A 24,639-nucleotide genomic window follows, 5' to 3' on the forward strand; every position below is an offset into this window, starting at 1 on the left:
CCCTATTAGAATATGAAAAAATGGCTTAAAAGAATTGGAATAGGCATTGGCGTTTTGTTTTTAGGGGGTGCTCTTTTTGTGAGCTACTTTATGTATAGAGTGACTAAAGGCATGCCTTTTTATGAAACTGAGATACCAGAAATAACTTTTATGAATGACAAAAAGTCCATTCTGCTTTTTTCGAAAACGAACGGTTTTGTTCATCGCGATGCCATTGTCGCGGGCAAAAAAGTGTTTCATGAAATGGCAGAAAAAAACGGTTGGTTTATTTACGAAACCGACAAAGCCGGTATTTTTAATGCAGCACAACTGGCCAAGTTTGATGTCGTGATTTGGAATAATGTTTCTGGCCAAGTTTTAACAGAAGAGCAGCGAGTTGCTTTTCAAAGCTATCTTGAAAATGGTGGAAGTATTTTGGGTATTCATGCAGCAGGGGATTTCTCTCACCATTGGCAGTGGTATTATGATCATATTTTTAGGAACTACATTTTCTCATCACCCTTTAAATCCGCAACTACAGAATGCTACCATTTATCTTGAAAAGTCTGTGGATAGTTTGAGCCGAACGAAACTCCCTATTAGTTTAGAACTTAAGGAAGAATGGTATGTTTTCAATTCTGAACCTAGAGAAAAAGGAGCAGAGGTGCTTTATGCGATGGACGGCAACAAGATTATTCCCAATGGAAACTTACTTTGGATGAAAGACAAAAAATGGGGTATGGGAGAATTCCATCCAAACATTTGGAAAATGAAAGTAGGTAAAGGCATGGCATTTTATGTGGCTCCTGGACATACTGCAGAAACATTCGAAAATCCGGATTACGTTAAAATTTGAAATTGATTTGATTTCGGAAAAGAAATAATAATTGTGGTTTTTAACCTTAACCGAGGAGGGTTTTAGGCATATACTTAGTATAGGCATGGATATCTTGGTGCGACATCAACAGTTTTCATTTTTCATAATAGGGCTTGCTGCTCTCTGTAGAGCCATTTTGGGCTTTGTCTACCCTTTGTCTACCTAGTATTTTTGGTGATTTCTTGCAGCCCACGGTATCTTCACATATTCTATTTGTTCAGACCAATTTAATTTTTTGAGAATGATATTACTACCAAAAATTTTGAAAGGAATTTCATTCAGAAATGTTTTTTATCTACAAGCTTCAGATAACTACACCATTCTTCATACTACCGATGGGAAGGAGTTATTGTCGGCTTATAACCTTAAATATTTTGAAGTGCTATTGCAAGAGTATTCTTTTATTCGGGTTGATAGAGCAAACTTGGTCAACAAAGCATTTATAAAGGGAATTTCAAATGGTTCTATAATTCATTTGTTAAATAATGAAACGTTGGCGATTCCTAGGAGAAGAAAATCAATGCTTTCTAGGCAGCATCCAAATTTGTTTCAGCGTGTTTTAGCCTAAAAAATAGAAAAGCCCTTTATAGCCATGAAAAAAAAATCTAGAAGTTCATTTAGGTACTAGGGCTGCCTAGATGAACTTTGAAAATGACCATGAAAGTAACTTAACTGAATTTGGGTCTTACCTCAGTTGATAAAGGGTCATAATAATTTATTATATGTACCAAAGGGCTCCAATTGATGGTTAAAAGTGATTATTGCCTATATTTAAAGCATTCACTTAAGCCCCTTTAATTAATGCTCAGATATCTCCTCATTCTAAGTTTTATATCTCAGTTGTCTTTTTCGCAATCTCCCGAGGAGCTTGACAAGCTCATTAACAAAAATTTAGCAACGCTTTACGACGACCCAAAAGCAAATCTGAATTATGCTAAACAAGCCCATGAAATGGCCGCTGTACTTAAATCAGACAAGCTTTCTGAGATGACTTGGAGGGTGAGCCAAGCTTATTTTTTCTTAGATAAAATAGATTCAGCAAATTTCTATATTGATAGAGCCATTGGTTTTAATAAGAAAGATGGCAAGGAAAAGCTACTGGCAAAAAATTATCTTTTTAAGGCTAGAATAGAGGCGTTTACAGGGAATAGTACAGCAGCTTATGGGCTTTATGAAATGGCCAAAAATATACTGTTAGCCAAGCATGATTCCACGGCTTTAATGGAAGTATATCATAAAATGACCATTCTTAATATCGATATAGATAGACTTGATGAAGGGATGAAAACGGCAAATGATTCTTATAGATTGGCTCTCAAAATGAAGGATAATTTGAATGCCGCTCACGCACTAAACTCCATGGGTATTGTTCATAGTAAAATAGGCAATTTGGATAAGTCTATTGAAGTAACTAAGAGTGCTCTTAAAATTTATAAAGAGGAGGGGGAGTCTTATGACATTCTAAGTTCTGTTCAAAACCTTGGTATTGTTTACAAGAAAAAAGGGCTTTTTAAGGATGCTGTCGCTTACTATAAAGAAGCTCTAGAAATTTGTCTTGAACAAAAAGACGAATTCGCTGAGATGATAGTTTTAGACAACCTTGGTAACGTCTATAATTTATTAGGGAAGTATGGAGAGGCAGAAAAGGTGCTTAAGCGGGGTTTGGTTTTAGAAGAAAGAAATGAGTACATAAATGTCGAAGCAGACTTAAAAATAAACTTGGCGAACACCTATTTTAAACAAGGTAAAATAGGCTTGGCTGAAAAAGAAATAAGTTCTGGAATTAAACTCTCTAAAAAAGCAGGAAGCATTGACCTAGAGAAGGATGCTCATAAAATAGCGAAAGAAATTTATGTCAAAAAGGGTAATTTAGATAGAGCTATCAAAGAAATGGAATTGTTTCAAGTTTTGAGCGATAGCTTATTTAACCTGAATAAATCCAAACAAATTAATGAAATTCAGACCAAATATGAGACCGAGAAGAAGGATGCAGAGATAAGTTTACTTAACAAAAATGCCGAGTTAGATAAACTGAAAAAATATGGATTAGCTCTAGGGCTATTCTTACTAGCGGTTATTGGTTTAGGCCTTTTCTATGCTTTGTATCAAAAGCGTAAAAGAGAACAGATGATCTACCAACAAAAATTAGAAATAGCACAAGATAAAGTCATCATTGCAGAGCAATCCTTAGATTTTAAAAAGAAGGAATTGGCAAGTAAGGCTCTACAGCTGGCACGTAAAAATGAGTTTTTAGGCACCTTGGAAAAGGAGGTTGAGAGATTGAAGAAAGAGGTTGACATTACGGTGGATAAAATCTCAAGAAGAATAGGTAGACTCATAAGACGAGATGTTTCGGGAGAAAACCTATGGGAGCAATTTTCCACAGAGTTTAATAGCTTGCATTCTGGTTACATGGAAAATTTGATGGAAAAGCATGGGGTTTTAAGTCAAAGCGAAATTCGCCTTGTTTCTTTATTGAAAATGAATTTATCGTCTAAAGATATTAGTGAAATTTTAAGTATATCTACAGACGGAGTGAAGAAAGCCAGATATAGGCTCAGAAAGAAATTGGATCTAAATACGGAAGACGATTTGGAGGAATATCTATTACGTTTTAATTAATCAATGAGAAGAAACCACGCAAAGGCTTCTTCTCACTGAACTTGGTGTTTCGTTACTTGACGGCCTGTCTAGCGAGCAACTTCCAAAAACCGTCTTCTTTTGTCCAGACATAAAGAATTTTTAAGGCAATCGTGTTGGGCTTTCCTCCATCCACTATGTCGGCGTTCATGACTGCCCTTACCCAGGCCACATCGCCTTTTATGGTAATATCGGGCTTACTAAAATTGATTTTAACAAAGTCTGACTCGCCGCTTAGAAGGCTATTTATAAATGTGGCTCTGTTTTCTATTTTTCCGTTAGAGTGACCATAGGTAAGCTCATCACAGGTAAGATTGTTTAAGGCCAGTGAATCGGCATTTTCCAAGGCTTTGTGAAACTTCGTTAAGGATAATTCCACGGCTTGATTCTCGTAATCTAAAGTTTTTAGGTAGGCTAAATGCATAGGAAGCTGCACATCTGCTCTGGAAGATTCGTCTTCAATAAAATGGTATTTAACGCCCACTTCTTTGGCGGCTTTCATAACCTCAGCGATGTTGACATCGCCAGAACCCAAGACCACATTCCTGTTAGGATCTTGGCGTCCGTTAAGATTATCCACCGAGCCTTTCATTCTATCTTTAAGGTGGGTTACTGGAAATCTATTTGGATATTTTCTAAGCAGTGCAGCAGGATTTTGACCTGGATTTTTCATCCAAAAAACATCCATTTCCACATTGACGTATCGTGGGTCTGTATTTGCCATCATATAGTCATACATGGTGCCTTCTCCATTATAAGGTCTAAATTCATAGCCATGTGCGTGGTAAAGAAATGATATTCCCGCTTCTGCAAACTGCTTACCCGCTTTGTTGAAAACAGCTACTCCTTTTTGCATGTCTTCAAAAGTGAAGTTGTCTCCGTTATGAGGTATCCAGTAGCAAACAGCGTATTTGGCACCAAAGAATTTCAAAGTCTTGATATAGGCATCCACTTCTACCTTGTTTTCAAGTTTATCAAACGACGTCCCTCCAGCTATGACTTGAAAACCGTACTTATCCAGAAGAGCCTTATAATCTTCATTGGCCATTCCTCGAGCCCCTGTGCCTTCTAGGTACTTGATGCCCATGTTTTTGAGCTTAATAAGACCTTCTTCTACATTTCCGTCTCGCATATAGTCACGGGCGGTACCCATAATAATACCGATTTCTTGGGCTTGAGTTTGGAAATATAGAGAAGTAAGAAAAAGAAGTAAAATAATTTTTTTCATGATTAATTTATAGGGTTTTATCAAATTTAGTCAAAAACTGGGCATCAGAATACTGAAGCTCAAAGGGTATCTACCATTCTTGTTTTTATAGCTTTCTAAATGCTTTTTTTGACAATGAATGATTCATTGTTAAAACCTATTGAATTTTAAAATTTGAGTTTTAAGGACTAACCGTAGCAGAAAACGTTACACCATGTTTTATAAGAAGTCCATTGGGTGGTTTTATTTCAAGGCCATCTGTTTTAATACAATTAGACTCAATTATTATTTTGTACTCTTGACAGCCCAACGTTAATGGTACTGCATGATTCCAATTTGCCGCTTCATACCAATCAGTACCTGGGCCTACAAATCGAAAATGCTGATTATTAAGATTAAAGTCAAAGCTTTCTCCTGCCCCAAACATGCCATTGGAAATATGTAACGTATCAAATTTTGATTTCAATAAGTAATTTCCATAGCCAGAACCACAGCAAATTCCATCTTCATATCCATCATATATATTGAAAGTATAGTCCCCATCTGGTAAATTTAAATTGGATTCATGAGTTTGCTCGCCAGCTACTCCATTAGAAGAGGATACTGTATCATTAGTAGATTTATTTACAATGTCCCATGAAACCTCCTCCGCGTTTCCGTCAAATTGTATACTTAGCGTTAAAATGTTGCCCAGAGTTGAAGTCGCTCCAAGTGAGCTACGTAAGGTACTACGTGCACCGAGGGGACCAAAAGCAACCCTCATCAAGGTTTTCTGATCTTCAGTGAATAGGTTCATGCATGCGAAAGAATAGTCCATATAGTTTTGAATCATATCTGGCTGGTCAATTCCATCATATTCAATATAATTACATGAATTTCGATCTGGGAAAGTACATGTATTATAAAAGGAACTAGAGCCATCTGCAACTGGGGTATCAGAAATTTCGTCATCAATATTACAATTTCCATCTCCCCAAATATGTTTTAATCTAAGCCAGTGCCCAACTTCGTGCGTAGCTAATCTACCCTGGCTTAAATGTGGAAAAAGATCAAATTCATTACCTCTTCCAAAAGCTCTAGGAACTACTACTATTCCATCTACGGGGTCATAGCCACCAGGAGCAGTACCAAAACCATAGAGACCAGTTTTTAATGTACAAACCCAAATGTTTAAATAATCCTTCATTGGCCATGGATCATGGCCGCCAGAACTATTATATTTCATAGTAGTGTAGTAATTGAATTTTGTACTATCCGTGTAAGTCCGGGTTACACCGCATGAAGCATTGCCATCTGGGTCCCTTTTGGCAAATACGAACTTAAGGTTAATGTTAGCAGCTCTATCTTTAAAAATGGCAGGAGTGTTTATGGTGTCTGCATTCAATCTTCTAAAGTCTTCATTAAGCACTTCTAACTGACTATAAATTTGTGCATCAGAAATATTTTCTACCTCGGTATGATATATAACATGAACCACCACAGGAATAGTGACCAAGTCATCATTAAGTAGTTGTGGATTAGCCATATATATTTTCACTTGCTCATCCATTTTATCTATTCTTTTTTGCATGTCAGGGTCGTTCTTCAGTTGCTCTTTGAGCAATTCCGTTGTGCCACAGGGTTCTTGGGCGTTAGCGGTACTTATTAGCCCTAAAAAGAGGAGAAAGAATAAGAAAAACTTAAAAATGGAATAATGTTGGCTCATTAATCTGATGAATTTTTGAAGCTAATAATTATACAAATGAACTGTACGATTTACAGCTTTGCCAATCAAAACTAAGTATAAAAAGCACCTGTCTATGCGTAATAATAACACCAAAAGGTTTTGTGACCAAACCAATTGGTGCTTTTTGAGCGAGCGGTATTTTTAATGTCAAACAATCTTAGGCACCATAAAAGGAGCTCTATAATGCCCTTTTAACATGGCGTTTGCTTGCTCATCGCCAATAAACTTCTCGGTACTTGGGTCAAAATTTAATTGCCTTTTTAATCGGTAAGCTATGTTTCCTAAATGTGCCAAAGCAGAAGACTTGTATCCTGTTTCTATAGGGCCATTCAAATGACTGTAATCTTGTGCACGCACAGACTCCACAAAGTTTTTATAATGGTCGCCTCCTTCTTTTCCAGAAGGGCCAGGCTCTTTTTCTCTTCCCAAAAATGTTTTGTAATCAGCGTAGCCGTTTATGACCATATAGCCTTTGTCTCCATAGAAAATGTTACCAACGTTTACGCCATCTTCCTGATTGGTCATCCAAGGTCTTACCTCAAATTCTATAATTTTTCCTTCTTTCGGGTAGTTATATGTAGAGGTGAGAAGTTCTGGAGTTTCCTTGCAGTCGTTCCAAAGGTATTTACCACCTGCTGAAGTTATTTCTTCTGGCAAGCCAACGTCTAGTCCCCACATGGCCAAATCGGTTTCATGTATGCCTTGGTTACCTATATCGCCATTGCCATAATCCCAGAACCAGTGCCAATTATAATGCACATAATTTTCTGAGAATTCTTTCTCTTTGGCAGGCCCCTGCCAAAGATTCCAATCAAGTCCTGCGGGTACTTTTGAGTTTCCTTTATCTCCAATACTTGGACGCCATTTATAAACCGTTCCACGGGCCATGTATACTTTACCAATAAGCCCATCTCTTAAATGTTGAATAGCCTCTTGAATAGATTTTGAGCTTCGCAATTGCACACCGTGCTGCACTATACGTTTGTATTTTTTTGCTGCTGCTACTAATTGTTGTCCTTCCCAAATGGTATGGCAAGCTGGTTTTTCTACATACACATCTTTACCTGCTTGACATGCCCAGATGGCAGCCAATGCATGCCAGTGATTTGGTGTAGCTATACTCACCGCATCTATGCTTTTGTCTTCGTAGACTTTTCGAAGGTCTTGTTCTATGCTTACCTTTTTGCCATATTTTGCTTCAAACTCTTTGGCTCTTTGTCCACTGATGTTCATGTCTGGGTCGCAGAGCGTAGCCACTTCTACATTGTCTTGCTCCATAAATCCTGCTATATGACTTTTTCCTCGGCCATTGACACCTAAAACGGCCACTCGTAACCTGTCGTTGGCACCAAAAGCACTGTAAGGAATTAACGTTGGAATGGTGTAAGCCGCCACGGTAGCTGGCACCACAGTTTTGAGCAGGGCTCTGCGATTTATCTTTTTCATTGTTATATAGGGTTGAATAGAATAACAATTTAGGGAATTATGTAATATTAGTTCTCTTTATCGTAAGGTTTTTAGCGAATGCGGAATCTATAGTTTCTTCAAAAGTCGTACTGCCAATTACGCTTGGTAGAGATTACATTCGAGACGGAAATAATGTTTCTATATTTTTAAAATCTAGAAGACCATGGAGTGAGGAAAACCATAGTGACAGATTGATTGTAGATTATGAAATTGCATGCTAAAACACTCGTAGGTCTTCAAATGAATGCCTACCATAATGTGTGGTCAATGGACGCCATCATCATAAATGAAAGAGATAGCAGACCATTTATCGTCTTGCCATTGGCAGATTACTGTTTTTAGCTCAGTGGTTTTAGTGCAACTAGCTTATAATAAGTAAAAGGTGGCAATTAAGTAAAAGTTTTTTCATTTATTCGATGGAGTTAGGACGGAGAAATGAACTCGTCTCCGTTCTTTAAATATTTGTCTACATGAAGTGAATATATTAAAAATTCTTAATAAATTAAGTTTGCTTATGAGTCATTTGGTATTTAAAATAATCTTAGCTCGACAGCCCTATTTTTAAAATGAACAAGCTTCAAAAGTAGAAATGGAATTAACTAAACGTATTCTATCCATAGACATCATGAGAGGGCTTACGCTTTTCTTGATGCTTTTTGTGAATGACCTTTTTATTCCGGGGGTTCCACAGTGGCTGGGTCATACAAGTGCAACGGAAGATGGGTTAGGTCTGGCAGATTGGGTTTTTCCAGGCTTTTTATTTATGGTGGGTTTGTCTATTCCTTTTGCATTTGCTGCTCGTGCTAAAAGTAAGGAAAGCTCTTTTCAGCTGGTATTGCATATTTTGAGCAGGACCTTTAGTTTATTAATTATTGGGGTTTTCATGGTCAATGCCTCAGAAAGCTTTAACGAGGAGCTTACCGGAATAAGTAGAACGCTCTGGGTGGTTTTAGGTTATATCTCCGTGTTTTTGGTTTGGAATAAATATCCTAAAGGAAGTAAAGTTGCTTATCTAAAATATGTAGGTATAGTACTGTTGCTTTTCCTAGCGTTTATTTTCAGAGGGGGCACAGCAGAAAATCCAACGTTTATAGAAAAAAGTTGGTGGGGCATTTTAGGCTTAATTGGTTGGGGGTATTTTACCGCTGCTTTTACCTATTTTTTTCTGAGAGACAGTGTCTGGAAGACAGCATTGGCTTGTTTGGTTTTTCTAAGCTTAAACATGCTCTCCGTCTTGGGATTGACAGCCTTTCTAAATCCTCTTAAATCTATTTTTGGAGTTATTCTAAATGGCAATGTGCCTTTTATCGTGCTTTCTGGACTGCTTATAGGCGTTCTTTTAAAGCAATTCAGAAATGAACATATCAAGTTTTTGAAACAGATAATTCCAATAAGCTTGGGAAGCTTAATACTAGCGTTTGTACTTCACAACTGGTTTATTTTCTCTAAAATTCAGGCTACGCCTAGTTGGGCGATGCTTTGTAGTGGCATAAGTATGTTGCTTTTTGCGGTATTATATTATGTGCTTGATGTGAAAAGTATAACGGGTGTTTTCAGACCATTTAAGCCAGCGGGTGAAAATTCGTTAACAACTTACTTAGCCCCAGATATTGTCTATTATTTAATCTGGTCGATGCCTTTTCAAGTATTATTTTATAAACAAGATGAAACACAGTGGTTGGCGGTTTTGGGTTCTTTAGTGTGGGCTTTTGCCATGATAGGTTTCGCTGCAATTCTTTCCAAAATTGGCGTCAGATTAAAATTGTAATTTCGCTTTTTTTAAACTTTAACAACCCTTTTGAATGAAAAAAATCATCGTATTTACGCTTTCGTTGCTTATCTCAGGAATAGCACTGGCTCAAGAAACGTTGCCGGTAAGAGGGCTTGCGATAGCCGCCCCGGATAAAAAGAATGTAGACCGTTTTGTGAAATTTATCAATGAGGAGTTAGCTCCTCGCCACATCAACACTTTAATCTTAAGGGTGGATTATAATTTTCAATATAAATCTCATCCAGAATTGGCCAGAAAAGATGGGCTATCTCAATCTGAGGTGGACAAAATAGTGGCTGCATGTCAAAAAAATAAAATTGCTGTAATTCCGCAGGTCAATTTATTAGGACATCAGTCTTGGGCAGAGGAGGAGGAGATGCTCTTGAAGGCCTATCCAGAATTTGATGAAACACCCGGAGTGAAGATGCCGAAGAAGTATGAATGGCCTAATAGTGATGGACTGTACTGCAAAAGTTACTGTCCGCTTCATCCAGGAGTGCATAAGGTAGTTTTTGAAATAGTAGATGAGATAATTGCTGCTTTTAAGGCGGATGCTTTTCATGCGGGTATGGATGAAGTCTTTTATATCGGACATGAAGACTGCCCAAGATGTCAGGGAAGAGATAAGGCAGAGTTATTTGCAGGAGAGGTAACTAAAATCCGTAATCATTTGGCCCAAAACGGCAAACGTTTATGGATTTGGGGAGATAGATTAATAGATGGAAAAACTACTGGAATAGGGCTATGGGAGGCGAGTTATAATAATACGCACAGAGCCATTGATATGATTCCTAAAGATGTCATGATTTGCGACTGGCATTATGAGCGTGTAGATCCTACGGCTGTTATGTTTGCCATGAAAGGATTTGATGTGGCTATTTCGCCATGGCGAAATACAGAATTGGCTTTAAAGCAAAAGGAAATGATGCTAGACTTAAGAGCCAACGCTACTCCAGAAATGAAAGAGCGTTTTACAGGCATGGTTCAAACGGTTTGGAGTTCAGCAGGCAGCTTTTTAGACAGGTTTTATGGCGATAGTCAAGAAGATAGTGATGCCAAGTGTTTTAAGGCATTGTTTGAGAAGTGATTTGTTAAGATACATAAAAAACTCAATTACCTTGAATGATATGAGATTTCTCGTTAACTAGAAAACTCATTCTTGCTTAAAGAATAGTATTTTATCTAAAGTGCTTGTGATAAAATGTTTAAATAATAAGAGGAGTTTTTGATAGGATGTTGGGGCAACCATTTGTAGATGAAACCTTAGAAAGGTTTCTTAATGTAGGAGTAAGTGATTCTAAAAATTATAGCGTAGGGGGAATTATCTTTACGGTTAATTACTGTGGTTTTAGGGAACAAGATAATTTCAGTAAAGCCATTGGTCATTTAGTTTCAAATGAGGTGGTATCTGAATTTTCCATTTACGTATCAGATATGGAAAATGGGGAATTGCATTTGCCTAAACCCCGATGGAATTGGGAAAGCTTAGATCAAAATGGTTTTATCCCTTCAGAAGATATTAGTAGATTCATGGCTAGGTTTATGTCATGGCAAAACTGTTTCTACCTTGTCGATTTAGATAAAAAAAGAGCTTTTTTCTGGATTAAAAACTACAAGGAAATGCCTGAATGGGAGCGAAGTTTTCCTTTCCGAGATATTTTTCATTATATCTTTAACTCCTATGGACATTTTGCTGTGGTGCATGCTGCAGCCGTGGGAAACTCATTTGGTGGTGTTCTAATGCCAGGCAGAGGAGGGTCAGGCAAGTCTACAGCTGCATTATCTTGCTTAAAATCAGATTTACTTTATGCAGGAGATGATTTAGTGCTTGTAGATTTTAATAAACAGTTTATTTATAGTCTCTATAATGTGGCGAAACTTGAAGAGAGTCATATAAATACTTTCCCAGAATTGGAGGCACATATTTTCAATTCGGAAGCCCTTCCATTGGAAAAAGCTCAAGTTTTCTTAAATGATTTTTGTCCTGAAAAGTTAATTTGTAAAATGCCTTTTTTGGGTGTGGTACTACCCAAGTATTTAGGAACCGAAAATACAGAATACAAAGAAAGTAATGCAGCTCGAGCATTGATGGCACTTGCACCAAGCAGCATTGGGCTCCTTAAAACAGATGTTTCCTATTTGAATAAACTATCGAAGATGTTAAATGACGTAAAAGTGTTTGAATTAAATACAGGAAAAGACTTGAAGCAAATTCCAGAGAGTATAGACATGATTATTAAGATTTTGAATGATTAGTACGGATTATTCTATTTTTCATAAAGGAGGACACTTCCCTACCAAGTCGCATGAGTATCTTTTAAAAGCCGCCCTTTTCCCAAGGGATGAAGCTCTGGTTTTTTTTCAGAAATGGTTAGTCACGGAAAATTTAGCTGCTTTAAATCCCGAAGAGCCAGATTTTCTCTCTCGATTCTTAGACCCTCTTGATCCTGCATGCCATCGATTACTTCCTTTATTGGTTGATAATTTGGGTATTGAAAATCATGCATATCTTAAAAAGCTAAAAGGGCACCAAAAGAATGTATGGGTTAGAAATCAGAGGATATTTTTATCTGTAAAAGAGTTGATAAAGGCATTAAATGAATATGATATAGAACACATTGTTTTTAAAGGTATAAGCCTAGCGACCCAATATTATGGTCGTATTGAGCATAGGCCAATGAACGATGGAGACTTACTGATTCCTATGAAGGATAAAGATAAGGTTCTTGAACTTATAGGGAACTCTAAGTTGGGTGTTGATTTTAATGAAGCTGATATGCAAATACTGGACTTTGTACACGCCACTCATTTAGAAGGCAAAGGGAGAATGGATATAGATCTTCATTGGCATGTATTTAGCGAATATTCACAAGTAAGTAAGTCTTGTGATTTTATATGGGAGAAATCATCCGAATTTGATTGGGATGAAATAAAGACAAAAAAGTTAAATACAACCCATGAGTTTTTTGTTGCCTTAGTTCATGGTAGGGATTTTGACCCGGTACCTCCTATAAGGTGGGTGGCTGATTGTTTTATGATCTTAAGAAAAGATGTAGATGCTGTTGATTGGAGTGAATTTATAAGATTAAGTAAGACGTTTTGTTATTTACCATTCATAAAAAAAGCTATCCCATATCTATATGAACGCTTTGACGCTCAAATTCCTCAAGCAGTTTTAACTGAATTGGAAGGGCTGACACCCACACGGGATGAAATGTCTTATTATGAATCAATATCGTCTAATATTAGAGAAAAGGGCACATTGGCGATGATTTACTTTGGAACTAAACGTAGGTTTATTTATTACCGAATGTTTTTAAAAGAAAGGTGGCCTAATGTATGGGTATATTTATTCAATTGGTATCTGACGAGATGGAAAAGAGAACAAAAAAGAATAGTTTAAGTGGTAGATAGTAGTCTATTTGTTATAGGATTTTTAACAATATCCATTCATTTCTTGAGCACTTTGAGCCTTTCAGTAAAAATGGTAGGCATTGAAACCAAGAAAATGGCTGCCACTTATTCTGTTTATAATATTATTTTTCTTTTCACTCGTTTTGCAAATACACTTCAGGCTCCTCTATTATCTAAAACTGTGGAGTTAGAAATTATTGAGCAAAAATCCCCAAACGATTTTTTGTTTATTTTTCTAATTGCTCTTTCTTTTATTGGGGCATTTGCGGGTCTTTTTGCTATTAATTTTACAATTAATAGTATTTCAAGGGTGGTCCAAAAAGCTCATCATCAAAATTCAATCACTAGACTATTTAAAGAAATAAATCTTAAAAGGATAAAGTCACTTTTTAGTTCTTCGTTGGTTTCTGAAAAGGTTTTGGATCTCAATAAAGGTTATAATCTCAGAGGTATGCCAATTAGTATGATTGGAGCTAACCTTGCCATTCAGGCTATTTTGACGGTAAGTGTGCTTTCCTGTTTATACGCGGGCTATTTAAATCCATCACTCCGAGGAACATGCATTTCCTTAAATGGATTTATCGTAGGTTTTGCTACAGTTTTATCAATATTAATTACAGAGCCTCATATCGGAATACTTGCAGATAAAGTAGCGTTTGATGGAATGGATAAAAACTATTTCAAGAGGTATTTGAAATGGGTTATGGTTGCTAGAGTGGCAGGGACAGGCTTAGGCGTATTTCTATTAATACCGACTGCTCACGTAGTCGTTTTCCTAGCCGAAAATCTATTTTAACGGATTATCTTTTAAATAATCATATAGTGCATCTCCAACTTTGGCGTGGCCTTTAATATTTATATGACTGTCTAAAAAAAAATGGTCTTCTTTCTTTAAAAGATGGCTTGTTCTTAGAATATCAATATTGGATAATCCAGAACTAATAATTTTTTCGTGAAGGACATTTTCAAAAGCTGGGTCTAGCCTTTCGTAGCTATTTGAAAGACTAATAACTAGAATTCTATTTTTAAATTGTTTTTGAATTATTTGTAAACCCTTAAGAAATAAATCTGCATGTTCAGGCATGTCATTTGTCGCCACTTTAGGTAGAGAGAAGTTTTTAGAGAAAAGTCTTTTACCAATGGTTAAAAGGTATGCATGCAAGTACCTTAAAGGTGTGTAGTGACTTAGTATTTCATTACCATTTACACGTAATAAATACTGAGCTTTGTTAAAAGAAGGTTTGAATGTTTCTCCTTTTGAAATTCTATCAAGCCATGTATGGTTTTCAAGATAGTCATTCATACAGTATTGGATAATTATCATTTTACAAGAGTCTAAATCTATCCTATTTAACAGTAATGTTTCTCTAGCAGTACCGAAAGAGGAAACTCCAGCATTCAGCACTTTCAATTTGCTTTTCCTTTCGAGTATTTCAGTAAATCTTTCAGAGCCTTCTACTCCCCAGCCAGCAGTATAGGAATCTCCTAACACTATAATTTCAGGATTTTTAAACGAAGCTTCATCATCTCTAGTCCCTAAACTATTAGTGGAAATTTTTGTTTTAAACTCTAGATTACTGAATATAGCAGTGGATGAGGGCTTAAACATGTATCCAATGTTACTATCAAACTCACTAATTGTAGGTTCGTACTGCATAATACTTGCCAATTCATTATAAAACATATTCTGTAAAGGCAAGGAGGAAATTAGGGCATCTTGATTTTTGGCTGAAAAATGTAGGTTGGTGTATAAAATTAATTCTATAAAGAAAAGTGTAACTAGGCCGTAAGTGCCCTGGAGGTTGATTATTTTAAATCCGTAAAAAAAAACAAGTAGCATGCCTAAAAAAAGGCAGAATGGATATGCGAGTTTTAGCCATCCACTGTCTTGAAAAAACCAGTGGCTTTTAAAAATGGTTAAAAGTAAAAAAATAACTCCCACTAGGAAGACAGCGAAATATTCAAATTTTTTAGCTGTTATCTTCATTTGTTAGATTAATATTGACTAGTTTTTTTATGTATCCAGAACTTAGATCCGAAAAATAAATTTCGCCTTTCCCGTTAGTAGCAAAGCATGAGATGTTTCCAGAATTTTCGGCAATTAATTTTTTTGTAAGATTATTGGTTGATAATGCCCATATAGCACCTCTTACATAGTCGGCATATAACAAAAGACCCTGTAAACTTGGTATTTCTTCACCCCTGTAAACTGGACCGCAGGTTATAGAAAAGCCGGAAAGTCCATGTTTATACTCAAAAATTGGTGGAATTGTTTTGATTGAAGAAGAGCTCGAGTCTTCTCTATATACGTGATTTCCTTCTTTTATATTCCATCCATAGTTGCCACCCTTTGTAATTAAATTTATTTCTTCAAAATTATCCTCACCTACATCACCGAGATACATCTTTCCAGTTAAGGGGTCTAATGTATATCGATAAGGATTTCTGAAGCCATAGGCATAGATTTCTTCTTTGTAACCAAACTGGTTAGCAGTGTAAGGATTATCATTTGGAATGCTATATTTAGAAGGGTTATTTAAATCTGGTTTAATTCGGAGGAGCTTTCCTTGGAGCATTCTTAAATCTTGACTGGATTTTTCACTATCAAACCTTTTAGAATCTCCTATTGAAATTAATAGGTTTCCAGTACTGTCTAATTTTAAAGTGCCACCACTGTGGTATACAGGGTTTACTGTTAAGATTTGGTTTTCCTTTTTAAATGCATTCTTCTTTTCAAAGGTGGAAATTTGAATAGTCTCTTTGTCAGAGTTGTAATGGAGGTATATTCTGTCATTTGCGTTATCAATTTCAAAGCCAATTAAGCCATTGTTCATATTGTTATTTATATGACTTGAAATATCTATTATTAGTTTCTTAACTGGTTTTTTACTTTTAAGGCTAATAGAGAAGAGTCTTCCTGCTTTTTCAGAAACATATAATATCTCGTCATCTTCTTTATTTATAATTTTCAAACAAGTTGGTTGATCAAATTTAATATTAGAGAAGATTGTTTGAAATGCTACAATAGACTCAGGAGTTTCAATTAGATCTGCTATTCCTTTGTGTATTTTTTGAATACTAATAGTTAATTGCCTATCAAGGAAATATTTTTTTTTATATGTTAGTAGGAGTATTAGTACAGTTACCATTACTCCAAGTGACCACTTATATATTTTTACTTTTTCTCTCACGATCAAGTTTGTTTTTTATCAGCATCGCAAAATCTTTAAAGTGCTCTTTTTTACTGGTTAAGCTATTTGGATGGAGTCGTCTTTTATGAAACAATTCGTCTTGTACTAAATAAGGTATATTAAGTTCTTTTAATTTTGTAAACCAGTCTATAAATTCACCAAAGACTAATGTAGTGTCAAATAACGAGGTCTTCTCGAATATAGAGCGGTGAACCAGCATGGTTGACCTCAATATACCTTTTTGTGGATTTGATATTAGTGTAATTTTACTTTTTTGATCTTCTGTAAGTTCATCGCTAAAAAATTGTTCACTAAGCCCTAAAAATACTTTTACTTTGGGGTTAGCTTGTGCAAATTCATATTGCTTTTCTAGTTTATTATTTGTCCATAAATCATCTGCATCTAGAAAACAAAGCCAGTCATTTTTTGATATGAAAATCCCTTCGTTAACAGAGCAGGCAGGACCTTTATTTTCTCGGGTGATTACTTTAATACTGGATTTATAATCGTTTAAAATTTCAGACGTGCTATCTGTGGAGCCATCGTTTATTACGATTATTTCAGACATGGCCTGCGTTTGATTCATTATTGAATCCAATGCTTGACGCAAGTATTTTTCTCCATTGTAAACAGCCATTATGACACTAATTGGAAGCATTCTGTCGGTCTAGTTTCTTTTTTAAAAATTTAACAGTATAAGCGTTTCTTAAGGCTACGTTATTTGTAGAATTGTGGGTATGAAGCCTATAATGAAGGGCGGTTTCGTTTTCAATATTAATTTCTAAACCTGCTTCTTTAGCTCTTAAGTACCAATCTATATCTTCACCAAACAGTAACTGCTCATCGAAGTATCCTGTCTTATTAAAGGCTGACTTTCTGAATAATGCAGCTCCCAAATATGCACTAAATAGGGCTTTATGTTGCTGAGTGTTTATGCCAAAAGGTAAAGTATGCCCCCAAACTAAGTCAATGTTATGGTTACTTTCTAAATAGCCTAATTGCCTTATTATTTTATCATCTGGCCACATATCGTCGGCATCTAAAAAGCCAATGTATTTTCCTTTGGAATATTTCAGTCCTAAATTTCTTGCTGAGGAAGGACCACCGTTTTCCTTATAGAAATAACTGATTTTATGCCCTATACCTTTTATGATTTCAGCAGTTTGGTCTGTGGATCCATCATCTATAACCAGTATTTCGGATTGTGGAGGAACAATGTTCACAACACTCCGCAGAGCATCTTCAATGAAGAACGCTGAGTTGTATACGGGTATGATTATACTAAGAAGCATTTGTTTTTCTGCGTTGGTCTAGTGTGTGTTTTAATAATTTGAGAATCACTCCCTGAGTATATGATTGACTGCTTGTAGTGTTGTTATCGTGCTGCCTATACGTTAGGGTAACAGTGTCGACTTTTTGAATTTCTATTCCTTTTTGGTCAAGTCTATAAAACCATTCTACATCATCTGAAACTTCAGGATTTTCTAATAAGTACCCGAGTTTTTCGAAAAGCTCCTTTTTGAAAACACAAGCACCTAGTAGTGTTGAAAATAGAATTCCTTCTTCATTTATTTGCGGCCATCGCTTTCTTGAAGCTTGAGTTTCGAACAAGTAATGAGTTTTACCCATGACACCTTGGGATTCAGTTCGATTTATAACATTATACAGTTGTTCAAGAGCTGTTGGCAAGAAGTAGTCATCTTGGTCCAAAAAGGCAATATATTTCCCTTTTGAATGCCTAATTCCTGTGTTTCTTGCCGCAGCTACCCCTTTTTTCGACTCAAAAAAAAGTCTTGTTTTATCCTCAAATTTGTCAGAAATTAATCTAGAGCTATCAGTAGAGCCATTATCTACAATAATCAATTCGAAGTCTTGGAAAGACTGTCTAATCACACTATTGATAGCCTCTTCTAAATATTTTTCACCATTAAAAAGAGGTATTATTACTGAGATTTTTGGCGTACTTATTTTTTTAGAGGCCATCCTTCTTGAGGGTCTACATCATGAACAGGGTCTAGTATGAGTAGTTCTTTCATGTCGTCAAAAGTTTCAATTTCTGGTTTTGTGAAAACACTTTTACTTTCGGATGTCTTCATATTTAATTCAACACTTTCTTCCGTTTCAGAAAGTAATTTATGTGAAATAAGTGTATCAATAAATTGTTCACTTTCTTTCAGTGCTTCTTGGTCGTTTAAATCGTAATGTTTAATAAGTTCCTCAGAAATATTTGAGGCGTTAGAGCCTTTAGTGAGAAATTGAAACATGAAAAAGGCGGTACCTCTTAAGCTATAATAATGTCCCTCTGGGAGGTTTACAATAACGAACTCATCACTGAATTGTTCAAACGCAATTCCCGACGTAGCTATTCGATAGTTTTTATTCATTCTGACTTTAATGGTTTCAAAGCTTTGCACAATGATAGGTATAATGTTTTTTAGATAAAACAAGTACGGACGTATATGGATAAAATTTAAACACTTTTTTTAAGGAATAAATAGAAGTGTTATATATCTCCTAGTAAATGTTCTTCGTCAAAAGATTTTATGGAGTGATTTAGAGTTAGGACTTAATAGTTTCTTACTCTTCAAGCTCAAAACAGAAGTGTTCAAAGTGGCTTTGGTAATATTGTAGCATAAAGTAATGGTGGTCTTATAAAAATGGCAAAGCCCACCGAGCTTTGCCATAATATTTTCTTCAAAAGGAATTTATCCCTAATTTAAAATCTTCACTTTAATATCCTTAAAATAGGCAATACTTTTGGGGTCATGGCCTTGAAGTGCGAAAGTTCCAGAGCTCAGTCTTTTAGTCCCACGACTTTCTGGAAGTACATCAGGCTCGGTATAATCTACGGCTACTTTTCCGTCTATTTTAATAATAATTCTTTTACCATTTACAATGATATGATACTGGTACCATTTGTTGTCTTCGGCAAAATTCTCCTTTACATCTTCAACACTATAAAGACTTCCCGTTTTTCGCCAATCGGTATGCGTTTGATTTACTTGTATTTCATATCCTTTTGATGGCCAGCCAGTAGCCTGGTAGGCGGTATGGATAAAAATTCCAGAGTTAGACCCAGGCATGGTCATGGCTTTTATTTTAAGCTCAAAATTCTTAAAGTCATGATTTCCTACAGTTCCATCATAAAAAACGTGAGCCCTTTTACCTGCTACTTTAATAGTGCCATCTTCAATCGAGAAACAGCTTGGGTCGTCTTCATTGATATGCCAGCCATCAAATGTTTTTCCATCAAAAAGCGAAGTCCAGCCCTTTTGAGCAAAGGCTAAATTGGTCGTAAATAGAATAAGGAGTAGTAGTGTTTTCTTCATGATTTTATGGGTTCGAGGGTTTGAATAATATCAAGATACAATATAAAGAAATTTGTTTCTATATACCCAGTCCACCATTGATTTCTTCGGAAGCCCTACTTTCTCATCTATTTTTCTCGTGGTAGCTTACTTTTCTTTATATCAGCCTAGGTTAAGTGTATTTGTGAAATCTCCTTAAAGTTACTCACGCTTCAAACTCTCCACAGGGTTTAATAAAGCTGCTTTAACAGATTGGTAACTAACGGTCAACAAGGCTACAAAAGCAACTAAAAGGCCAGGAATAGAGAATGACCACCAAGTTATATGTATCCGGTTTGCGAAATTTTGCAGCCACTTTTCCATGATCCAATACGCCAGAGGTGAGGCCATAAGTGTGGCCATTGCTATTAATTTTAGGTACTCTTTTGAAAGCAAATTAATAATCTCTATTACGCTAGCTCCTAACACTTTGCGTATGCCTATTTCTTTGATTCTTGCACCTGCCGCAAATGTCGCCAAACCAAAAAGCCCAATGCAAGATATAAGTAAAACAATACCTGCAAAGGAATAAAACATGGTCAATTGTTTAGTTTCCGACTCGTGAAGTTTAGCGTATGTATCACTCAGAAAGTCATATTTGAAAGCCATATTTGGTAAATTAGCTTGCCAAATTTTCTCCACTGAAGCAATAGCTCCTGAAATATTGTGGGCATTTGCTTTTATGCTTATGGTGCTCTGTCGGTTGTTATTTCTGTAAAGAAGCAAAGGCGAAATTTTTTCTTTTGGACTTTTGAAATGAAAGTCTTTTACGATAGCAATAATTTGTCCTGTACGACCCTGATAGGTGAATTTTCGACCTAAAATAGGTTCTTTCAGTTGAAATTCCTTTACGGCCGTTTCGTTTAAGATGATATGATTGTCATCGCTTGAGTTTTTGGGCTCAAACCATCTTCCACTTTTAATGTTTAATCCAAAAAATGCTTGATAATTATCAGAGACAGACATTGGCGAAACTGTAGGATTCCAGTCTTTTTCTCTTCCATCCCAATCTAGGCTTCCGCTATGATTATTACTGAAATCCACAATGTTTCCGCTGCTACGGGTGATATTAATCAGCTGACTTTCGTTTTGTAATTGATTGTAGATCAAGGCAGTTTTGTCGCCAGATTGATCGGCATACCAGGGAATGGAGATAGAAAAAACTTGCTCTTTATTGTATCCTAAGTCTTTATTCTGAATGAAGTTTAATTGATTAAATATCAATGTTGTACATATCAAAAGGGTAATGGTAAATGCAAATTGAAATACAACTAAAACTTTGCGAAAAGTCGCTTTTCGGGTACCAAGTAGTGATTTACCACGGATTAATTCTAAGGGTTTAAGGTTTGCTAAAAGTACAGAAGGGTAAATACCATTAAACAAAATTGTAACTAACGTAATGCCTCCCAGTATTTGCCAAACGAGAATGTTTTTACTTATATTAAATTTATATTCGACCAATGTCTCTAATCTTGGAAGTCCAATATATATAAGAGCAATGGCAAGCAGCATCGCCAAAAAACTTGTAAGGGCAGATTCGGTGAAAAATTGGTAAAACAAACCTTTTTTCGAGGCACCCATAAATTTTTTAATACTAACTTCTTTGTTTCGGAGACTAAGATTGGCCGTAGTAAGGTTTATGTAATTTATGCATGCTGTCAAGAGAATTAAAAACGCAATTCCTGAAAAAATATAGAGTACCTGTTTGTCGATTGGTGCAATTAATTCCCCTTGTGTGATAGAATCGTCGAAGTGTATAGCGGATAAAGCTTGAAGTTCGAGTTTGTTGCTTCCATTTTTATCGTCCCTAAGCTTTCTGAACATGGTTGTCATTTTTTTTGAAAGCCCTGCTAGTTCAGCTTTTTCGTTACATACCACAAAGGTTTGGTAATTGAAACTATTCCAATTTTGGTCGTTTTTTAATGCTTCTGAATTTGTTAATCTGGCTGCATTTTGAATGTACACATCGTACTTAAAAGTGGTGTTTGGTGGGTAATCAGCTAAAACTACTTTGATTACCAAATTTAGAGAGTCCAGCTGTATCAATTTATCTAATGGGTCGTTTTCTCCAAATAATTCTTTTGCCTTCGACCTGGTAATGGCAATGGCATTTTTGTTGTTTTTGAGACTAACCAAACTCCCATTAATTACTTCGTAATCAAATATGTCAAACCAATTACTATCGACATACAAAAGTTTCTTGACAGATATTAACTTATTGTCAATCCTTACATCTGCGTCATTCCATGGGGTATAAAGGTATGTCGTTTCAATTATTTCGGGGAAGTTGTTTTTGAGCTCTTGAGGTAAGAGCATAGGTGTTAAGCCCCAATGCCAAGTTTCGTTTTCATTGATTTTTATATGTGAAGTAACTCGGTAGATTGCTTTTGATTTTTTATGAAAATCATCAAAAGTAAATTCGTTATAAATCCAGAGTATAAGCATAACGGCGGTAGCCATACCCAATCCCAAGCCACCAATATTAATATAGGTGTATAGCTTGTTTTTAGAAAGGTTTCGCCAAGCGAGTATGAAGTTGTTTTTTAGCATAAAGTAATTTTCAAATTTAGATAACTGAGTTTCTCAAAAAGTTATCTAATCCTGTCGAAGCTATTCTCGTCTTAAAGTTTCAACAGGATTTATAAGAGCTACTTTCACGGCTTGATAGGAAACCGTTAGTAGGGCAACGGATAGTGCAGAAATGGCTGAAATTACGAATATCCACGGCTGCATTTCTTCGTGGTAAGGATAATTTTGCAAGAACTCTTGTCCAGCGAAATATGCCAATGGCAAAGAAATGACCAACGAAATAAGTGTGAGTATTAGAAAGTCTTTGGTTAAGAGTTTGACAATACTCACTACAGAGGCACCGATGGCTTTTCTAATTCCTACTTCCTTACTTCTGTTTTCGGCAGATAAAAGGGCCAGGCCAAAAAGTCCAATACATGAAATGAAGATGGTCAACAGTGTGCTTATAAATGTTATCTGTTGCCATTTGGCTTCTTTTTCATAGTCCTTTATATTTTCTAAGTTCTTGAAATTATAAGAGTAAGAATTTCTAGGGAATATACTTTTAAAGGTAGTTTCTATATGTGCTAAACTCTCCGACTCGGATTTAGGAGCAATTTTAATATTTGCCATACCAAAACCGTTTGGTTTCATGGTGAAAAGTTGTGGGCGAATTTCCTGACTTAAGTTTAAAAAATGATAATCTTTTACTACCCCCACGACGGTGTATTTTTCATTGTCTTTATACCAAAAGTCTACAGTTTGACCTAAGGGCACTTTCCAGCCTGCTTTTTTTGCGAAAGCCTCATTTACCAAAACTCCTGTAGAAGCATCTGCAGGAAACTCTGTTGAGAAATTTCTTCCTGCTTTGAGCGTCAGTTTTAGCATAGGAATATAGGCCTCGTCAATAGTCTCATAGGCGAAATTTAGTTCGTCTTTCCCGTTTACTTTGGCTGATGTACCCCATCCGCCACTATTTTTTGCCGCAAGACCCTGAATGTTCGCATTTTTAAGAAGTAGCTCTCTAAAAAGGGTTGCTTTTTCTTTATCTATATTCTGTCCAAAATACACTTCTATAATATCCTTATCGTCATAGCCAAGGTCTTTGTTTATTAAGAATTTGAACTGATTGTAAACCGTTAAAGAAAGGACTATTAAGAAACCTGCTAAAGCAAACTGAACCACCACCAGAGATTTTTGAAGGTAGTTTTTACCTAATAGTTTAGTTCGGTTGTAAAGCGAAGACACAGGACTAAGACCACTTAAAACCAATGCTGGATAAAAGCCTGCCAAGGTGGAGGTGAGTATGAAGGTCATTATATAAAATCCAATAAGCTTAGCGTCTAGCAGATAGCTAAAGGATAGAGCTTTGTTGGCCAGTTCATTAAATGTTGGGAGGAATAAATTAACCAGCAAGATGGCGAAAATGAAAGCCAAAAGACCAATTAAGTAGGACTCTCCAAGAAATTGATAAATCAGCTGTTTTTTATCTCCGCCGACCACTTTTCTTAGGCCAATTTCTTTGGCTCTTTTAAGCGACTGGGAAATGGTTAGATTGATAAAATTGATACAAGCAATGATCAATAGAAAAATAGCTATTCCTGATAATAAATAAGATAGCATGGGGTTACTGCTGTCTTTTAGGCCGTTTTGAGCCACATAGTCGGTACTCAAATGCATATCTTTTAAAGATTGTAAAACATATGTTGAGCTACCTACGTCTCCATAGGTTTCCTGCATTTCTTTTAGTGCCAATGCCGTTTCTTTCTTATAATAAGAGGCTATTTGGGCTTCTACTTCCTTCTTGTTAGCTTTTTCATCTAACACCACAAAAGTGTTTAAGAAATGATTAAACCACTGTTCATTGTCAGCTTCAGAGGAGACAATGTAAGGTATCAGCATATCAAACTTTATACTGGAGTTTTGAGGTGATTTTTTGGTGATTCCGGTGACGGTGAAGTATTTAAAATCGTCTCCATCTTTTATTTCTATAGTTTCGTAGAGGGCGTTCTTTTTACCAAAAAACTGTACTGCTTTTTCTTCAGATAGAACAATAGAATGAGGTTCTTTCAGTGCCGTTTTGGAATCGCCATACACCAGAGGGAAACTAAAAATAGAGAAGAAAGAAGAATCGGCACTGAGCATTTCAAAGCCATCGACTTGGTTTTTCTGTCTGACATCCTTGTATTCTCCCTTTACCCTTACATAATCTTTGATGCCTGGTACGTTAGCATGAAACATCGGTCCATGTGGATTTCCAGTGTTACTATCCGTCCCGCCTTTGCTGCCGTCTGGCTTGTACCAATTATTAACAACCCTGAAAATTTGTTGTTCTTGAGCATGGAAACGGTCGTAGCTTAGCTCGTCTTTAACATACAGCGTAATAAGCATTACCACGGCTAAGCCTAGCGACAAGCCCAAAATATTAATAGAACTAAATACTTTATTTCTAATAAGATTTCTCCAAGCGATTTTGAAATAGTTTCTAAACATAGTGTTTTGCTTAAGCGTT

Annotated in this window: 22 protein-coding genes; 10 read left to right on the forward strand and 12 right to left on the reverse strand. The window is 36.1% G+C overall.

From position 1 onward, the window contains the following. Positions 1-12 precede the first annotated feature (12 nt). From ACSBFT_RS19690 to ACSBFT_RS19705, 4 genes are all read left to right on the forward strand, one after another. Positions 13-540: a ThuA domain-containing protein gene (locus ACSBFT_RS19690; RefSeq protein WP_489602125.1), complete on the forward strand. Its 528-nt coding sequence runs from the start codon at positions 13-15 to the stop codon at positions 538-540. Then, positions 464-835 (forward strand): ThuA domain-containing protein, encoded by a 372-nt coding sequence (locus ACSBFT_RS19695; protein WP_489602126.1) that lies wholly within the window; start codon positions 464-466, stop codon positions 833-835. Before ACSBFT_RS19690 ends, ACSBFT_RS19695 begins: the two co-directional genes overlap by 77 nt. Before the next feature lie 262 nt (positions 836-1,097). Continuing rightward, positions 1,098-1,424, forward strand: a complete 327-nt coding sequence (locus ACSBFT_RS19700; protein WP_489602127.1) for a LytR/AlgR family response regulator transcription factor — start codon at positions 1,098-1,100, stop codon at positions 1,422-1,424. Between the two features lie 233 nt (positions 1,425-1,657). Beyond that, entirely contained in the window at positions 1,658-3,478 is a 1,821-nt protein-coding gene (locus ACSBFT_RS19705; RefSeq protein ID WP_489602128.1) for a tetratricopeptide repeat protein, read from the forward strand. A 52-nt stretch (positions 3,479-3,530) separates the two neighbouring features. Here ACSBFT_RS19705 and ACSBFT_RS19710 read toward each other — a convergent pair whose 3' ends face one another. The 3 genes from ACSBFT_RS19710 to ACSBFT_RS19720 form a co-directional block, all read right to left on the reverse strand. Then, positions 3,531-4,724, reverse strand: a complete 1,194-nt coding sequence (locus tag ACSBFT_RS19710; RefSeq protein WP_489602129.1) for a DUF4440 domain-containing protein — start codon at positions 4,722-4,724, stop codon at positions 3,531-3,533. A gap of 160 nt (positions 4,725-4,884) precedes the next feature. Then, positions 4,885-6,408: a M43 family zinc metalloprotease gene (locus ACSBFT_RS19715; protein ID WP_489602130.1), complete on the reverse strand. Its 1,524-nt coding sequence runs from the start codon at positions 6,406-6,408 to the stop codon at positions 4,885-4,887. 168 nt (positions 6,409-6,576) lie between these two features. Then, complete coding sequence (locus ACSBFT_RS19720; protein ID WP_489602131.1) at positions 6,577-7,875, reverse strand: Gfo/Idh/MocA family protein; 1,299 nt, start codon at positions 7,873-7,875, stop codon at positions 6,577-6,579. Positions 7,876-8,100: 225 nt separating this feature from the next. On the opposite strand from ACSBFT_RS19720, the gene ACSBFT_RS19725 reads away from it, so the two are divergent. From ACSBFT_RS19725 to ACSBFT_RS19750, 6 genes are all read left to right on the forward strand, one after another. Further along, positions 8,101-8,238 (forward strand): hypothetical protein, encoded by a 138-nt coding sequence (locus ACSBFT_RS19725; RefSeq protein ID WP_489602132.1) that lies wholly within the window; start codon positions 8,101-8,103, stop codon positions 8,236-8,238. Positions 8,239-8,485: 247 nt separating this feature from the next. Beyond that, positions 8,486-9,664: a hypothetical protein gene (locus tag ACSBFT_RS19730; RefSeq protein ID WP_489602133.1), complete on the forward strand. Its 1,179-nt coding sequence runs from the start codon at positions 8,486-8,488 to the stop codon at positions 9,662-9,664. A 34-nt stretch (positions 9,665-9,698) separates the two neighbouring features. Next, the gene (locus ACSBFT_RS19735) at positions 9,699-10,754 is read left to right on the forward strand and encodes a family 20 glycosylhydrolase (protein WP_489602134.1); all 1,056 of its coding nucleotides are present in this window, start codon (positions 9,699-9,701) and stop codon (positions 10,752-10,754) included. Positions 10,755-10,900: 146 nt separating this feature from the next. Then, positions 10,901-11,923 carry a hypothetical protein gene (locus ACSBFT_RS19740; RefSeq protein WP_489602135.1) on the forward strand — a complete coding sequence of 341 codons (1,023 nt, stop codon included), beginning with the start codon at positions 10,901-10,903 and terminating at the stop codon, positions 11,921-11,923. Further along, positions 11,916-13,070, forward strand: coding sequence for a nucleotidyltransferase family protein (locus ACSBFT_RS19745; protein WP_489602136.1), 1,155 nt, complete (start codon positions 11,916-11,918; stop codon positions 13,068-13,070). Before ACSBFT_RS19740 ends, ACSBFT_RS19745 begins: the two co-directional genes overlap by 8 nt. Then, positions 13,071-13,877: a lipid II flippase family protein gene (locus ACSBFT_RS19750; RefSeq protein ID WP_489602137.1), complete on the forward strand. Its 807-nt coding sequence runs from the start codon at positions 13,071-13,073 to the stop codon at positions 13,875-13,877. Here ACSBFT_RS19750 and ACSBFT_RS19755 read toward each other — a convergent pair. The 9 genes from ACSBFT_RS19755 to ACSBFT_RS19795 form a co-directional block, all read right to left on the reverse strand. After that, the gene (locus tag ACSBFT_RS19755; RefSeq protein WP_489602138.1) at positions 13,869-15,068 is read right to left on the reverse strand and encodes an SGNH/GDSL hydrolase family protein; all 1,200 of its coding nucleotides are present in this window, start codon (positions 15,066-15,068) and stop codon (positions 13,869-13,871) included. The genes ACSBFT_RS19750 and ACSBFT_RS19755 overlap by 9 nt on opposite strands. Continuing rightward, positions 15,052-16,272, reverse strand: a complete 1,221-nt coding sequence (locus ACSBFT_RS19760; protein ID WP_489602139.1) for a PQQ-dependent sugar dehydrogenase — start codon at positions 16,270-16,272, stop codon at positions 15,052-15,054. Before ACSBFT_RS19760 ends, ACSBFT_RS19755 begins: the two co-directional genes overlap by 17 nt. Further along, on the reverse strand, positions 16,247-16,930 hold the full coding sequence (locus ACSBFT_RS19765; protein ID WP_489602140.1) for a glycosyltransferase family 2 protein: 684 nt from the start codon (positions 16,928-16,930) through the stop codon (positions 16,247-16,249). Before ACSBFT_RS19765 ends, ACSBFT_RS19760 begins: the two co-directional genes overlap by 26 nt. Then, positions 16,917-17,564 (reverse strand): glycosyltransferase family 2 protein, encoded by a 648-nt coding sequence (locus ACSBFT_RS19770; protein WP_489602141.1) that lies wholly within the window; start codon positions 17,562-17,564, stop codon positions 16,917-16,919. The genes ACSBFT_RS19765 and ACSBFT_RS19770 overlap by 14 nt, the downstream gene beginning before the upstream one ends. Then, the gene (locus tag ACSBFT_RS19775; protein ID WP_489602142.1) at positions 17,554-18,255 is read right to left on the reverse strand and encodes a glycosyltransferase family 2 protein; all 702 of its coding nucleotides are present in this window, start codon (positions 18,253-18,255) and stop codon (positions 17,554-17,556) included. The genes ACSBFT_RS19770 and ACSBFT_RS19775 overlap by 11 nt, the downstream gene beginning before the upstream one ends. Beyond that, on the reverse strand, positions 18,237-18,656 hold the full coding sequence (locus ACSBFT_RS19780; protein ID WP_489602143.1) for a PqqD family protein: 420 nt from the start codon (positions 18,654-18,656) through the stop codon (positions 18,237-18,239). The genes ACSBFT_RS19775 and ACSBFT_RS19780 overlap by 19 nt, the downstream gene beginning before the upstream one ends. 327 nt (positions 18,657-18,983) lie before the next feature. Further along, the gene (locus ACSBFT_RS19785; RefSeq protein WP_463049020.1) at positions 18,984-19,601 is read right to left on the reverse strand and encodes a 3-keto-disaccharide hydrolase; all 618 of its coding nucleotides are present in this window, start codon (positions 19,599-19,601) and stop codon (positions 18,984-18,986) included. Between the two features lie 180 nt (positions 19,602-19,781). Next, positions 19,782-22,169: an ABC transporter permease gene (locus tag ACSBFT_RS19790; RefSeq protein WP_489602144.1), complete on the reverse strand. Its 2,388-nt coding sequence runs from the start codon at positions 22,167-22,169 to the stop codon at positions 19,782-19,784. A gap of 60 nt (positions 22,170-22,229) precedes the next feature. Then, the gene (locus ACSBFT_RS19795; protein WP_489602145.1) at positions 22,230-24,620 is read right to left on the reverse strand and encodes an ABC transporter permease; all 2,391 of its coding nucleotides are present in this window, start codon (positions 24,618-24,620) and stop codon (positions 22,230-22,232) included. Positions 24,621-24,639: the final 19 nt, after the last annotated feature.

The sequence above is a fragment of the Arcticibacterium sp. SM2516 genome, assembly GCF_057914865.1.

What these genes read in the sequence shown, in the direction of transcription:
- ACSBFT_RS19740 (WP_489602135.1), top strand. Translation starts at nt 10,901, where the DNA reads ATGTTGGGGCAACCATTTGTAGATGAAACCTTAGAAAGGTTTCTTAAT.
- ACSBFT_RS19745 (WP_489602136.1), top strand. Translation starts at nt 11,916, where the DNA reads ATGATTAGTACGGATTATTCTATTTTTCATAAAGGAGGACACTTCCCT.
- ACSBFT_RS19790 (WP_489602144.1), bottom strand. Translation starts at nt 22,169, where the DNA reads ATGCTAAAAAACAACTTCATACTCGCTTGGCGAAACCTTTCTAAAAAC.
- ACSBFT_RS19755 (WP_489602138.1), bottom strand. Translation starts at nt 15,068, where the DNA reads ATGAAGATAACAGCTAAAAAATTTGAATATTTCGCTGTCTTCCTAGTG.
- ACSBFT_RS19725 (WP_489602132.1), top strand. Translation starts at nt 8,101, where the DNA reads ATGAAATTGCATGCTAAAACACTCGTAGGTCTTCAAATGAATGCCTAC.
- ACSBFT_RS19765 (WP_489602140.1), bottom strand. Translation starts at nt 16,930, where the DNA reads ATGCTTCCAATTAGTGTCATAATGGCTGTTTACAATGGAGAAAAATAC.
- ACSBFT_RS19735 (WP_489602134.1), top strand. Translation starts at nt 9,699, where the DNA reads ATGAAAAAAATCATCGTATTTACGCTTTCGTTGCTTATCTCAGGAATA.
- ACSBFT_RS19780 (WP_489602143.1), bottom strand. Translation starts at nt 18,656, where the DNA reads ATGAATAAAAACTATCGAATAGCTACGTCGGGAATTGCGTTTGAACAA.
- ACSBFT_RS19695 (WP_489602126.1), top strand. Translation starts at nt 464, where the DNA reads ATGATCATATTTTTAGGAACTACATTTTCTCATCACCCTTTAAATCCG.
- ACSBFT_RS19730 (WP_489602133.1), top strand. Translation starts at nt 8,486, where the DNA reads ATGGAATTAACTAAACGTATTCTATCCATAGACATCATGAGAGGGCTT.
- ACSBFT_RS19785 (WP_463049020.1), bottom strand. Translation starts at nt 19,601, where the DNA reads ATGAAGAAAACACTACTACTCCTTATTCTATTTACGACCAATTTAGCC.
- ACSBFT_RS19705 (WP_489602128.1), top strand. Translation starts at nt 1,658, where the DNA reads ATGCTCAGATATCTCCTCATTCTAAGTTTTATATCTCAGTTGTCTTTT.
- ACSBFT_RS19720 (WP_489602131.1), bottom strand. Translation starts at nt 7,875, where the DNA reads ATGAAAAAGATAAATCGCAGAGCCCTGCTCAAAACTGTGGTGCCAGCT.
- ACSBFT_RS19690 (WP_489602125.1), top strand. Translation starts at nt 13, where the DNA reads ATGAAAAAATGGCTTAAAAGAATTGGAATAGGCATTGGCGTTTTGTTT.
- ACSBFT_RS19710 (WP_489602129.1), bottom strand. Translation starts at nt 4,724, where the DNA reads ATGAAAAAAATTATTTTACTTCTTTTTCTTACTTCTCTATATTTCCAA.
- ACSBFT_RS19715 (WP_489602130.1), bottom strand. Translation starts at nt 6,408, where the DNA reads ATGAGCCAACATTATTCCATTTTTAAGTTTTTCTTATTCTTTCTCCTC.
- ACSBFT_RS19770 (WP_489602141.1), bottom strand. Translation starts at nt 17,564, where the DNA reads ATGCTTCTTAGTATAATCATACCCGTATACAACTCAGCGTTCTTCATT.
- ACSBFT_RS19775 (WP_489602142.1), bottom strand. Translation starts at nt 18,255, where the DNA reads ATGGCCTCTAAAAAAATAAGTACGCCAAAAATCTCAGTAATAATACCT.
- ACSBFT_RS19795 (WP_489602145.1), bottom strand. Translation starts at nt 24,620, where the DNA reads ATGTTTAGAAACTATTTCAAAATCGCTTGGAGAAATCTTATTAGAAAT.
- ACSBFT_RS19700 (WP_489602127.1), top strand. Translation starts at nt 1,098, where the DNA reads ATGATATTACTACCAAAAATTTTGAAAGGAATTTCATTCAGAAATGTT.